Source organism: Lactobacillus huangpiensis (assembly GCF_019972815.1).
Classification (GTDB): domain Bacteria; phylum Bacillota; class Bacilli; order Lactobacillales; family Lactobacillaceae; genus Lactobacillus; species Lactobacillus huangpiensis.
The window spans coordinates 103,628-117,702 of sequence record NZ_BPPA01000005.1; the positions used below are offsets into that span (position 1 = coordinate 103,628).

Sequence of the window (14,075 nt, forward strand, 5' to 3'; positions counted from 1 at the left end):
GTCATTTTTTAAATGACCTGAACAGTTTCTTGAACATATTTTAATATTTGCTTTTTAAACCATTATTCTTTTTTAAATATTGCTTTTTGTTAGTATCAATTTCCTCCAGCTTGATCGCCATTTTTAAAACATTTTTCCTATCATATTTCTTTATAGAAAATTTACTTATCTTTATAATTTTTTTCCGGTCTAAACTTTATAAATAATCCATCTACAAATGCTTCATAAATATGATCATCTACTTTAGACATAATTTTTAAATCTTCGCTTAACTTACAAAATATTTTTCCCATGTTTCTAATTAATCTAAATTGAGCCCAATAAGAATTAATTTATGTAATAAATTTTCAATTTTCTTACTCCTTTCTATTTACTTCTAGTTTATTACAATTTTATATAAGCATATAAAAAATGTCATATTTAACTCTTAATGGTTTAATATGACATTTAAAAATTTTATTTATTAGCAATCATTAGTTCTTCAAGTTCTTTACCATAACTGGGCATACCAGCAATTTTCACACTTGCAGTTATTGTTTGTACTTTATCAAGACACTTGGGATCTTGGTCATAATGATATTTGATTATATTCTCATAAGCTGGAGCAATAGTCTTATAAAAAAATATATCTGGTTTTGTTTTGATTTGTTTTTCACTACTAACATAAAATTCTGTTTCTTCAAATCTTTTGTTACGAATACACAAAATCATCATATTAATAATTATAGACAAAACTAACTTTTGAATATCAATGCTACTCGAGCCAATAAACTGACGTATTACTCTTTTTGAAATCAATAAATTACTATCTAAATCATAAAAACTCATAAGGTTGCAGTACAGTCTTAAACTATCAGAATTAAAATGAGAAACATCAAACGTTCTTTCTTTCAATCTATCTATAACGCCACTATCAATACTGGAAAGATTTTTGTTAATTATTGCAATAAAGATATCAATTATATCTAATTTATCTTCTTTATTTGGAAAATCACTTTCCGCAACAAAATTTCGTATTTGCTGCAGATCATGCACAGAATTTTGATAATACGCTTCATTAACCATTCTATCAATCTCTAGGTTCTCGTCATGTACGGTCTTCGCCTGGTGGTTTAACTTACCAAAAAAATCAGTTAATGAAATTTTGTTAATGTTTAATAACTCAATTAAATTATCTGCTGAAATGCTGCTTAAATTTTTTTCAACTTTTGCATAAAATGACGGGCTTACCACATCATTAACCCATTGCCTTTGTGTTTTCTTTTGCTGAATGCGATAGTCTTTTAGTAATTCACCAATTGTCATTTAAATTTCCTCAACTATTTGATTAACTATCAAATATTACACTTTTTAATTTTATTATAATCAAAAAATATAAAAGTATCATAAAATTAAAAATAAAGATTATATAATGCTGAGGTAAATTGGGTTATTATCTATCTGACTACGACAGGCTCTTATCGTTAAATTGGTATTGATTAAAATCAACAACTACATCATACTTTTGCAGTTCTTCTGGATCGTAATGATGAATAACTTCAACAAAAGTAAAGTTTGAATCAAAAATATATTGGTGAATTGCCTTTGATGAAGTTTTATCAAGTGAAGCATTAATTTCATCCAGTAATAAAATTGGTCGATTGGCTAAAATAGCCCGTGCCACCTCAATTCTGGACAATTGGCCACCAGATAGTTGATCTGCATTGTCACCTAATTGATAATCAAATCCCTTTTCTTTAATTAATTGTCCTAACTGTAGTCCTTGACATACCTCAAGAACTTTTTCTTTAGCTATATTGGCTCCTAGAGTTAGATTAAACCAAAGCGTATCAGAAAAAATAACTGCACTCTGGCTGGAATAGGCAAACAACTTAGTAAACGATCCTGCCGCTACTTCGTTATGATCAAGTATAATTTTTTTAGATTTACCATACTTACCATACATTAGAAACTGTAACATCGTAGATTTCCCTGATCCTGAGGGTCCGATGACCGCAACTTTTTGGCCAGACTTAATATCAAGATTAATATGTTGTGCTAATACCTTATCCTGACGCATTAAATCTAGGTCTTGCACTTGTAGTTCATTAAATGTAGGATCATTGGTTTGTTCACGCTCCACATTATCTGCTTTTTGTATATATTGCTTTATCTTTCGAACAATTGGCTTTGTAGTAGACAAATTATTTCGTTCTTGCAAAATTTGTAAAATTGGATTTACAAATGAATTAGATAATTGCGTTATTGCAAAAAGAGCACCTAAAGTAGTTTGACCTTTAATTACTAATGCAATACCAATTGCAAACGGCAATAAATAAGTACCCATAATTGCAATTGCATTAAGAAAAGCACTGGTATTAGTATTAAGCACATTCATCTTGGCTAATTTTTCTTCTAATTGGTTAACTTTATACTGATTTTGTTTAACTGCATTATCCTGCTTATCATATAAATTAAAGGTAGCAGTACCAGATAACAAATTTTTAGTTTGATTAACATATTTATCATTAGCATTTGTCCAAGCTTCTGCAGCATTTTGAATAGGCTTTTGGAAAAAGGTGGAAACAATTGTTGGTATAACCGAACCAATAAAAAATATTATTGTAAGCTGCCAATTTAGATACAAAGCGAATACCATAGCAAATACGACGGTGTATGAATAAATCAGAATTCCTATTTCAGCATCATAGCGATTTGTTTCCAAAAGTTTAAAATCATTAGTTAAAAAACCTAAATTAGAAGCATCTTCTTGCTCATCCGAGAGCATACCCCTCATCACTTTAAGCCTTAACTTAGTATTGACCTGCTTAGCAGCGTCTGCTTTAAGATAATCAAAAATTAAAGTGGCGACTAAAATTAAGATCAATAACAAAATATTTTTACCAAAAAAGACTGGAATAGCTGCAAAATTTTTAGCTGTTGCCAAATTAATTAACGAACCAACAATGTATGCTGTAACAATATTCTGCATACTGGAAATTAATCCAAAAATATTTAAACAAAAAAACTTAAAGTGCGAGTAGTATTTGTAAACCATGATTTTCTCCTTAATTTGCTTTAATCTCACTTTGCATGTAATGGAAAAATACCTAAATACTTCCCAATAAGTTTCTTTTCCATTACTACATGTAGAGTATTTACCTTCATATCTCGACCATGCTGTATGTTGATATAAATAATATAATTGCCTTTTTATTTTTATTAATAAAACTGTCATATTTGACATAAATAAGTTGGATATGACAAATCCAAAAACTAACAGAATTTATTTCCTATCCACTTTCACCTGTACCAAAGCAACTTAACATAATGCCATTATTATTAGCATCGTGTCTACATATGAATTAAGCAAGCAAAAAGGCAAGAAATTTTCATGAAATTTCTTGCCTTTTATTAAAAGTTAAAACTTTAAAACTATTTATTCGGCTCCGATAATTTAGGCCCAGCTAGATACTTGATATCTGACGCTTTAAAGAAACATCTAGGATTATCTGCCTGCTGATAATATAGCTCCTCTTTTTTGCTATCTGGATTAATTATTTTAATAGCCGTACTTACTGATACGCTTGTTCCCTTTCGAAGGAGTGTACCTGTAAATGCTTTGCCATCTTTATCATAATATTTTGCATCGTTTACAGCATATACTTGTGTAAAAACACTATAAAAAGGTAATAGCTGTCTTGGAGTGGTCTTAATATAGACATTACCAATAAATTCATCTGTACCCTTAATCCGGTATAATTTTTGTATAGCAGGTGGGGTATTAATACGTTTTGGACCAAACTCTTCTGAATTAGTTTCTTTATCTAGAACTATCTTTTGTCCACCACTTAAATATTTATCAAGCTGTTTACCTTGATTATCGTAAAGAGGTATTTTAGTTTGTGTTGACCAGAGCTTAGTAGTCACAGAAGCCTCATTAGTATATAAATCATTGCCATTTATTTTTGCAACATTGACAACTTTGATATAACCACCATGACCGATATTATAATACTCTTTACCTTTAATTGTTACATAAGGTAAATAAAACCAATTCCAGTTAATATCATGAAATGAATAACGTTCAGCCATTGCATCAGTTGTCGTTTGAACCTTACCAGCATACTGAATTGAGCTACCTTTTTGTAATAAACCGTTAGCTCGAAGGTAAGAATATACTTTTTTGCCTTTTTTGTTATAAATTCGTGTACGATGATTTAGTGTCAGCACTTCTTGATTTTCATCTTCATCTTGGTTAGTAGTTTGTGCTGCATGAGCTTGGTATCCATCTATTGCTACAGTAGATATAGAAGTCGCTGCCAATATTCCGGCTGCTATGCTAATAAATAATTTCTTTTTTCTCATTTTAATTACCTCTCTGTTAAAATTTTAATAGTTATTTTCTTTAATGTCTACTAACGCCCATTTACTTCAACATATATTTCCAATCTATAATTAAAAACTTTAAATTTTAAAAATAAAACGTTTAAAATAAAAAATTAATGTTTTTAATTTAAACTATACCAAAGCAACTTAACATAATGTACATTAAGCGAAGTTGCTACGAAACCTAGTGCTACAAGGCTTCAAACTGTAGCAAAAAAATGTTTGTGAATTTGAAGCCGTATAGCAAAAGGGAAGACTGATTTAACAGCCTTCCCTTTTTTCGTTACCTGATAATTTCACAATTAGACCAATTAGCCTATTTGCTACTTTTAATCCTTTAACTTTAAGCTGCTCCATGTGCTTCGTAAATTAATAAGAAAATCACTTTGATAGCAGCAGTAAACTAAAAATTTGTCTATTTTCCTTACAGGTTACCAATTAGAAGAACAGGAATATTAGCATAAACTTTGTTATCAATCCATTGCTTCAATTGAATAATTGATTCTTGAGCTAGCTTTTTATCTGAACCCTTTAATTTATTAGCCAATTTTTCGGCAGTGACTAGCATTTTTGTCTTTTTCTCTTTAGAAGTATTAGTGATCATTTCTACTTCGGTTTTTATTAATGGTTTAAGAGATTTTTTATGACCATTTACATTGTATGTCCCGGTTAAAAAATTAGTCCAAAACTTATATTTGCCATTTTGCGACACAATATGAACTAAAGAACCATTTTCTACTGATATAGCGCGATCTATTTTGAATAACATGTTTTTAGCGAAAACTTTTTTAGCATGCTTCAAACTATATTTTTTAAGTAAGCCATTTTTTCTTTGATACAATCCGCCATCAGTAGTAGCTATATTTTTAGCTAACTTGAAAACATAGCCAGCTTTAGTCAGTTTGTTAGACCATGTTTTATCAGACACACCCTGATTATTAACCAGAGTGTTTGTATCGCTTACGTCAGCTGCCTTAATAGGTACATAATTATTGTTTACACTATATATCAAGCTTGCACCAAAAACAGCTGCAATTGCTGCTATACTAAGTGATTTTTTCATTTTTACCAACCTACTTTGATTTAATATATCATTTCTTAATAAATTAATATTTTAATAACAAAATTATATATCTTTAATTAATTTTGCTCAATCATTTACACCTATAAAAATAGCCTAAGACAAAATCTTAGGCCTCACTTTTGTACTATTAAGTAGTTCGTTAAGAATACCATTTACGATATTCAACACATCTCGAATTGTGGTAATTACAAGATACAAAAGAATTAGAATTAGAACATCAGACACGTCTTTTCACCACCTTTACGAGAAGTCAGTCAACTTCTCAAGATAGTGCACTAAACGCGGTAAGATTATTTTACGTCTTTTTCTATGTTGGCTGGCGTGACATCAGCTGCTGTATTTATTGGCTTTAAATGATTGCCAAAAGTATATTTAGCAGTCGAAGCTTTCACAAAATTACAGTTTGACATCGATGAAGGTGAATCTAAAACTTCATAAAATAGTTCTGCTTTTTTATCTGCTGGAACCCATATATATCTTAATCCTGTAACCGAAACCGTATCACCTGAACTAAACCATGAATCGTCCGCAAATTCTCCTTTTATATTATAAAGATATGCGTCATTCACAAATCTTACATGCATGATATTAGTATACGGTATTAGTTGCTGACGAGGCTGCGTTTTAAGGTCGTCTCTTAAAACAAACAATTTTTTATTGTTTTTTATGCGGAATACTTCTAGAACTCCATTATCAAGCATATCAATTTTAGTCGTCCCTGCTAGTTCTTCTCTATTACTGCGACGATCAACCACTAGTTTCGTACCCTTTTTGACATATTTATTGGTAAATTCACCTTTATTATTAACAAGATTTGCTTTTGTAAAATCTTTATCAGAAGAAAATGGCGATGATGCTATTGTAACAGTAGCATAATTAGTAAATAACTTATTTCCATTGATACTATCAACATTTATAGCTTTAATATAACCGCCATGACCGATGTTGTAGTATTGTTTACCTTTAATTGTTTTATATGGTAGATAATACCAGTTCATATCTTTGTCATTAAAGGAATAACGCTTGGTATCTGGATCAGATAGGGCTTTAATTTTGCCAACATATCTTACTAAAGCACCCTTTTTTAGCAGCCCATTCGTTTTAAGATAAGAATACTTTTTCTTACCCTTTTTGTTATAAACACGAGTCTTATGATTCAAGGTTAGCTTGCCTTGCTCAGAATTTACATTTGACGTAGTAGTTTGAGCTTGATCAATATTAGTTGTAGTAACTGCTAATGATGTTGTTGTCAATATTCCAGCTAATAAGCTAATAAACAATTTTTTGTTAATTTTCATTGTAATTACTCCTTTATCCTTAGATTCTAATAGCAGTTATTGCATGTATTTATGAGTGGATAATATTCTTTAGAAATGCCAAAAAATCAGCAAAAGCAAACTAATTAGCTGTGCCAAAGATGACAGATCTCAATTTTATCTTGTTTAGATAATTTAGACATAAAAATACCCCCAAATTTGTCCTAAATTTTGAGGTCACTTCAAAATCAAATATGACAATTTTAAGTTTATTTATTTGCAACTAAAAGCTCTTCTAACTCCTTACCATAATCTGGCATTCCAGCTAATTTGATACTTTTAATTATTATTTCTGTTTCATCCAGATATTTTTTATCATGATTATCTTGATATTTAATTATATTATAAAATGCCGGTATCAGCAGCTTATAAAAGAAAACCTCCGGTTTTGTTTTTATTTGATCCGCATAATTAACAAATACCTCAGTTTCTTCAAATCGCTTATTTCTAATGCAAAAAATCAGCATATTGATAATGATAGCCAAAATTTTGTCTTGTATTCTGACACTGCTTGATCCAACAAGCTGTTTTATTATCCTTTTAGATAGCAATAAGTTGCTATTCAAATCATAAAAGCTCATGAAATTACAGTACATAATTAATCCATCTTCATCAAAATTAGAAATATTAAAAACTTTTTCTTTCATTCTGTCTATAACTTCTTTATCTAGCATTGTAAGGTCTTTACTAATTACCGCAATATAGGCATCAATAAGAAGTAATTCATCATTTTTATTAGGCAATTCACCTTCAGCAACTACATCTCGTATTTGTTGCAACTCTTTTTTTGAATTTTGGTAATATGCTTCATTAATAAGTCGATTTATTTCTAATTCTTGTTGATTAATCGACTTATCTTTTTGATTTAATTTACTGAAAAAATCAATCACTGGAATTTGATTAGAATGTAGTAATTCAATTAAATCTTCGGCAGAAATTCGACTTAAATTTTTCTCTACTTTCGCATAGAATGAAGGGCTTATCACATCTTTTGCCCATTGTTTCTGCGTCTTTTTTTGACTTATCCGGTAATCTTTTAGCAACTCCCCAATTGTCATTTTTATTCCTTCTAACTTTAAACTGTCAAATATGACATTCCTCTCTTTTTCATTATAACCAAAATATACTAAATATACAGTTAGGTTAAGAAAAGAGGTAAAAACATGAACATCTTTTTAAAGAATAAAAACTACAGAAAATTCACCCTTGCCAGCTGGTTATCCGGCGCAGGCAACACCCTGTTCTACCTGGCCCTCATGACTTATGCCAGCAAGTTAAAAAATTATTCCCTGGCATTATCTTTAATTGCAATTACTGAGTCTCTGCCTGATTTAATTCAAAGCTTTAGCGGCTACCTGGCTGACCGGACACACAATAAGTATCGCGTAATTGTCTGGCTGGCAGTTATTCGCTTTGCGTTATACATGCTGGTGGGTCTGCTCTTTGCCACCAATATTGCCGGCTGGAACCTGGTCTTAATGGTTATCGGACTCAACTTTGTATCTGATCTTTCCGGCATGTACTCTGGCGGTTTACAAACGCCGCTAATCGTTGGCCTCGTCGGTGAAAACGAAATGGCCGAAGCTCAGGGTTTTACAAGCGGCGTATCACAACTAATTACGCTAGTTGCACAATTTGTTGGCTCCGGGCTCCTGCTCTTCATGTCATACTCAGAACTGGCTATTGTCAACGCACTAACCTTCTTAGCAGCAGGCTTACTTTATGCCAACATTGGGACGAATATTCATAAGCAACAGCCTGAACAGACGGAAGAGGTAAATGACCAAAACTTCTTTGCCACAATTGGTTCATCATTGAGGCAAGTAAGGCAAGCCCACGGACTTTTAACGATTGTTTTAGTTGTAGCTATGCTTAATGGCTTGCTCAGTTCTGTCCAGCCATTAATTTCTATCGTTATTGCTGGTAACAAAAGCATGCTTATTGGCAGTTATAGTTTCACCATCGCACTTCTAGGAGCCGCTGCCGCAATTGGTTTAGCTCTTGGCAGTGCAGTCGGCACCAAACTCCTTAAAAACACGTCGCTTTTCCAGCTATCTTTATTATCTACTATTAGTAGTGCCATTATGGCTACTGTCATCCTAAATAAGAATATAGTGTTCTGCCTTATTCTAATGACCACTCTTGGTTTCTTAGCTGGTACGAGCAGCCCTAAGCTAATGCAATGGTTAGTTGTCTCCGTAGATCGCAAAATATTATCTTCTTCAGCAGGGCTTTTAAACACTATCTTGGCAATCGCTGGTCCATTAATGACGACATTATTTACCACCATAGCTGGTACAATCAATGTTAATTATGCCCTGTACGGTGTCTTGGGATTTAGTGCAATCGTCTTCACTGTTACTTTAACTGTAATGATAAAAGTCAACAAAACAAAACAAGCTGAAATTGCATAAAAATTTACTAATGTTTTTGCCTAAAAATTCAGATCAATCCAACATAAAATAATGAACGCTATACCAATTTTTCGCATATTAGGGATAAAAGCATTCTCCAATTAAGATTTTGTGAAATTAAAGTCTTTTTACCGGGTAATTTTGCACAATTTGAACAATTAAAAAATCGTATCCAAAAGGACACGACTAGACGAAAAAAATAAGCATTAGTCTAAGCGACTTCTGCTTATTTTTTCATGAGATGTTGCGTGAATTCCCACCAATTAAAGAGTTACTATTTTGATTTTGAAAATTTATTTCAAAATCCGGTCTTTTTATAATTATTTATTTGTCAGCACAATTTTTTCATATAATGTAACTGTTAACAAGTAATAACCCAGATAAAGCACAATAAAAATTGTAAATGGAATCCAGATATTATGGTATGGAGATATCAGCAATGTTTTAAACAGTTGTAAGCCACAAAGGACATCTACTATGCCTAAAATAGCAGGCATGGTGAACAAAGTACCAATTTCTTTTCTGATCGAACTGCGTAATAATTGTGGCCTGGCTCCAATTTCATGTAGCATCTGGTAGCGCACCTTGTCGCTAGCTGCACCACTTAAAACTTTAAACATTAACGTCGAAGCGAGCATAGTCAGAAATGCTATTCCTAAGAAAAAGCCCATAAATTCAAACGCACTGGTAAAACCAATCATATTGCTATAGTTATATGATTTTGAAGAAAGGTAAATATCTTTGTAATTGCGATTTTCCCTTAGTTGCTCTTTTTGAATTTGTTTAATCACTGGAAAATCATGGGCAAAGTCTTTGACATTAATATAACTGACGAATTTTTTCTGACCACCAAGTGTATTCCACCTTTGTTGTGAAACTAGCTTAATTTTCTTAGGAATGCCGTTAGGCACCATTTGGCTAAAAATGCTATTGGCAGCTGTTTCTGGTTTATCCAGTTCGGCAGTAACCAGTGTTTTCACTTTATATGTAGGTAAATTGTCTTGATTGTTATGAAAATAGATTTCTATTTCTTTCAGCGGCTGTTTTTCAAATTCCACGCGGTTAAAGTAGAGGTGCATCCCCTTTTCTTTGTAGTGATAAGTCTGCTTATTAGTAATGGTTAATTTTGCTTCTGCTTTTTTAACTGCTGGCGTCTGACTAACAATTGTAGCATCATAATAAAAGCTTTTTTGCGTCTCATCCTTCATGGAACCAAAATTAAGTCCCACGGTAATTGCACCTAGAGCCAAGGCAAACAGAATTGAAATCATAGTTAATATCTTGGTGTAGCTTTGCAAACGAAATTTCAACTGACCAAGAGTAAATTCATTAATACCACGATACGAAAAAGATTTTTTATTAAGTAAATAATTAATAATAGCCGTAAAGACACCATTAAAGACGAAGAAAGAGCCAGCAATAATTGTTACTAAGGCGGTGGGAATAAGAAAGTAAATATATCTGGTGGACAGAGTCATCACATAGTAACCGACAGCCAGCAAAAGCACACCGCAAATTGCTTCAATTCCCCGCATAACTGGATGATGATTAAGATTAATGGGAGTTTGATCTTCGTGTAAAAGATCAATTACCGGAGTATGTGTAAGTTTGTGCACATTGCTCAGTGCACCTAAGAGAAAAATAATAACAAAGAAAAGCAGTGTCCCTATTATTGCGCTGGGTAATATTGCCTTAAAGTGAGTAATTTCTAGCCCTAACTTACCTACCAGCACCTTGGTAACTATTGTGGTCAACCCAAGCCCCAGTATTATTCCCAGCAGAACTGCTAAAAATCCAGTTAGCAGAGTTTCAGAAAAAATTAGTAAGCCAATACGCGTGCTTTTGGCACCGAGCATCATATACATGCCATAGTCATGCTTACGCATGCTTAACAAAAACGAATTGGCATAAACAAGATAAACTGATGTAATGATTACTAACAAAATAATGCCAAAGGTAAAAATATAAGTCAGGTATGCTGTTCTACCGTAGACATCTTTACTAATAAATACAGGGTTAGTAGCAATTGACAAGAACATGTAGAAAATCATGCTGGCAACAATTAAACCAGAAAATAATACCAGATAATCTTTTAGCCTATTCTTAATCCCCGTCACAGACAGTTTCCAAATCATTACTGCTCCTTTCTTTAATTAAAAACAAGAATCTATTTACTGCTCCCAATTTTACTCACGTTCCAGGACGATTTTTTCATATAGTTTTACGGTTAATAAGTAATAAATCAGGTATAGCACGATAAAAATTGTAAAAGGAATCCATAAGTTCTGGTATGGGTGTGGCAAGAGCAATTTAAACAGCCTCAACCCAAAGAGCACATCGATTACGCCTAATACGCCGGGCAGAAGAAACAGCACTCCAATCTCATTTTTAATAGATTGACGCAAAACTTTTACCCTTGTGCCAATTTCAAATAACATTTGGTAACGCACCTTGTCACTAGCTGCGCCACTTAAGACCTTGAACATTAAGGTTGAAGCCAGCATGGTCAGGAAAGCGAAGCCTAAAAAGAAGCCCATAAATTCAAAACCGCTGCTGAAATTCTTGATTAACTGGAAACTGCCCGCCTTGCTGGAAGTATAAATATAAGAATAAGCAGGATTTTCCTTCAGTTGTTGTTTCTGCAATTTTAAGATAGTGGGGAAATCCTGATCAAAGTTTTTCACTTTTACAAAGCTGACAAACTTGTCTTGTCCTTTTTTTTCGGTCCATTTTTTTGGTGAAACCAGGCGAATGATTTTAGCAATACCATCAGGAACCATAGCTCCAAAGGCATTATTAGCGTATGTTGCTGGGACGTCCAATTTTTCAGTAGGCAAATTGACCTTCTTGTATGCCGGTTTGCCATTTTTCATGTAAAACTTGACGTTTTTGACCGGGTTATTGTTAAATTCACTGCGGTTAAAATACAAATATTTACCCTGTTCTTTATAATGATAGGTTTGCTCACGAGTAATCGTCAGTTTATTTTTAGCCTGCTCAACTTTGGGAGAGTCACTGATAATAGTAGTGTCATAATAAAAATTGTCTTCAAGCTGCTCACTGAGCGTGCTGAAGTTAAGCCCTACAGTAATAGCTCCAAGTGCCAAGGCAAAAAGCAGTGAAACAACTGTCAAAATTCGCGTATAATCATGCAATCGAAATTTCAACTGACCTAAAGTAAATACCCGAATGCCATGATAGGAAAAGCTTCTGCGGTTAAGCAAAAATCCGATTAAGGCACTGAAAAAAGCGTTAAATGTGAAATAGGAACCAGCGACTATTGTCACCAGCGCTGCTGGAATAATAAATAAAATAGCACCGCCTGGAAGACCCAAAATAAAGTAGCCTGCAGCTAAAAGTAACAGACCCAGTATTCCTTGAATCCAGTGCAAGACCGGCCGGTGTTTGTAAGCAACTGGCTTTTGGTCATCGCGTAACAGTTCAATTACTGGCGTCTTGGTTAATTTACGGACGTTTTTCAAAGCTCCGAATAAGAACATGATAATGAAGAAGATAACTGTCCAAATGATAGCGTTTGGTAAAACAACAGCAAAATGTTTCACCGTCAACCCTAAGCGAGATATCAACAGCTGTGACACTATTGCAGTCAGACCAAACCCGAGCACAATACCCACTAGTGTAGCTAAAATGCCAGTTATTAGAGTTTCCAAAAAAATTAATAACCCAATTTTGGTACTCTTAGCTCCCAGCATCATGTACATGCCGTAATCGTGTTTGCGCATGCTCAACAAAAAAGAATTGGCATAAACAAGGTAAACCATGGTAATGATTATCAGCAAGATAATACCAAAGGCAAAAGTGAACCGAACATAGTTACTTGGTGCTGAAATATCGTTTTTGATAAAAGTGGGGTTAATTGTGATTGTAAGGAACATGTAAAAGATCATGCTGGCAACAACCAAGCCGGAAAATAAAACCGCATAATCTTTAAAACGACTTTTGATTCCCGTTAAGGACAACTTCCAAACCATTTTAGTTCTCCTTATTCGTCAGTATCTAAGTGGTCGATTAATAGATGGTAAAATTCTTGTCTGGACTGACCGTTTTTCAACATTTGCTCACCAATCTTGCCGTCTTTAATAAATAAAATACGACTGGCAAAGCTGGCAGCAAACGGATCGTGCGTAACCATCAGAGTGGTAATACCATCGTTTTGATTCAAATCAGCCATAGTATAGAGCAATTCGCGGGCGCTCTTTGAATCTAAGGCACCCGTCGGCTCATCGGCAAGCAAAATTGCAGGTTCATGTACTAACGCCCTGGCAGCTGCCACTCTCTGTTTTTGCCCACCTGATACTTCAGCGGGATACTTGGGCAAGATTTCTTTGATGCCTAGTCTAGTTGCAATTTTGTCAACCAGCGGATCAATTTTTCTGGGAGAAATACCCCTTAAACTTAAAGGCAAGGCAATATTTTCACGATTAGTTAAATTTTCCAGCAAATTAAAGTCTTGAAAAATAAAGCCGATTTGCTTACTTCTAAAGTCAGCTAATTGATTGGCATTTAAAGTGCTGTTATCCTCATGGTTAATAAAAACATTGCCTGTTGTCGGTTTGTCCAAAGTTGACAAAATGTTAAGCAAAGTTGTTTTACCGGAACCAGAGGCACCCATAATGGCTACAAATTCACCTGAATTAACCGCGAAATTAATGCCTTTGAGAGCCTGATACTGCTTTTCGCCACGCTTGCCGTATGTCTTAGTAACTTGGTCTACTCTTAAAATTTCAGTCATTTGTAAGATCCTCTTCGCAATACTTCTGTACTATTTATCTAATACACTAATTCTATTATTAACTTTTGTCAATAAAAAAATAAGTCTCTCCGACTTTGAAAGACTTATCTGAATACTTTTTCCTTGTTTTTAGCGGTCAT

Annotated in this window: 10 protein-coding genes; 1 reads left to right on the forward strand and 9 read right to left on the reverse strand. The window is 33.4% G+C overall.

Features of this window, described 5'->3' with window-relative positions; translation table 11 throughout:
* Window positions 1-456 precede the first annotated feature (456 nt).
* The 6 genes from LDM90_RS04930 to LDM90_RS04955 all read right to left on the reverse strand — a co-directional run bounded on the left by LDM90_RS04930 (window position 457) and on the right by LDM90_RS04955 (window position 7,826).
* On the reverse strand, window positions 457-1,305 hold the full coding sequence (locus LDM90_RS04930) for a helix-turn-helix domain-containing protein (RefSeq protein ID WP_223896718.1): 849 nt from the start codon (window positions 1,303-1,305) through the stop codon (window positions 457-459).
* Window positions 1,306-1,444: 139 nt separating this feature from the next.
* Window positions 1,445-3,037, reverse strand: coding sequence for an ATP-binding cassette domain-containing protein (locus LDM90_RS04935; RefSeq protein ID WP_046331504.1), 1,593 nt, complete (start codon window positions 3,035-3,037; stop codon window positions 1,445-1,447).
* Between the two features lie 377 nt (window positions 3,038-3,414).
* Window positions 3,415-4,347 (reverse strand): SLAP domain-containing protein, encoded by a 933-nt coding sequence (locus tag LDM90_RS04940; RefSeq protein ID WP_198180286.1) that lies wholly within the window; start codon window positions 4,345-4,347, stop codon window positions 3,415-3,417.
* Window positions 4,348-4,792: 445 nt separating this feature from the next.
* On the reverse strand, window positions 4,793-5,431 hold the full coding sequence (locus LDM90_RS04945; protein ID WP_223896720.1) for a hypothetical protein: 639 nt from the start codon (window positions 5,429-5,431) through the stop codon (window positions 4,793-4,795).
* Between the two features lie 311 nt (window positions 5,432-5,742).
* The gene (locus LDM90_RS04950) at window positions 5,743-6,750 is read right to left on the reverse strand and encodes an SLAP domain-containing protein (protein ID WP_223896721.1); all 1,008 of its coding nucleotides are present in this window, start codon (window positions 6,748-6,750) and stop codon (window positions 5,743-5,745) included.
* Between the two features lie 227 nt (window positions 6,751-6,977).
* Window positions 6,978-7,826, reverse strand: a complete 849-nt coding sequence (locus tag LDM90_RS04955; RefSeq protein WP_223895757.1) for a helix-turn-helix domain-containing protein — start codon at window positions 7,824-7,826, stop codon at window positions 6,978-6,980.
* A gap of 105 nt (window positions 7,827-7,931) precedes the next feature.
* On the opposite strand from LDM90_RS04955, the gene LDM90_RS04960 reads away from it, so the two are divergent.
* Complete coding sequence (locus LDM90_RS04960) at window positions 7,932-9,182, forward strand: MFS transporter (protein ID WP_223896722.1); 1,251 nt, start codon at window positions 7,932-7,934, stop codon at window positions 9,180-9,182.
* Window positions 9,183-9,502: 320 nt separating this feature from the next.
* Here the strand turns inward: LDM90_RS04960 and LDM90_RS04965 are convergent, their stop codons facing one another.
* From LDM90_RS04965 to LDM90_RS04975, 3 genes are read right to left on the reverse strand one after another with little or no spacing between them, the layout of a single operon-like run.
* Window positions 9,503-11,317, reverse strand: coding sequence for an FtsX-like permease family protein (locus tag LDM90_RS04965; RefSeq protein WP_223896723.1), 1,815 nt, complete (start codon window positions 11,315-11,317; stop codon window positions 9,503-9,505).
* 51 nt (window positions 11,318-11,368) lie between these two features.
* Window positions 11,369-13,174, reverse strand: coding sequence for an ABC transporter permease (locus LDM90_RS04970; RefSeq protein ID WP_223896724.1), 1,806 nt, complete (start codon window positions 13,172-13,174; stop codon window positions 11,369-11,371).
* Between the two features lie 11 nt (window positions 13,175-13,185).
* Window positions 13,186-13,935: an ABC transporter ATP-binding protein gene (locus LDM90_RS04975; protein ID WP_046331498.1), complete on the reverse strand. Its 750-nt coding sequence runs from the start codon at window positions 13,933-13,935 to the stop codon at window positions 13,186-13,188.
* Between the last annotated feature and the right edge of the window lie 140 nt (window positions 13,936-14,075).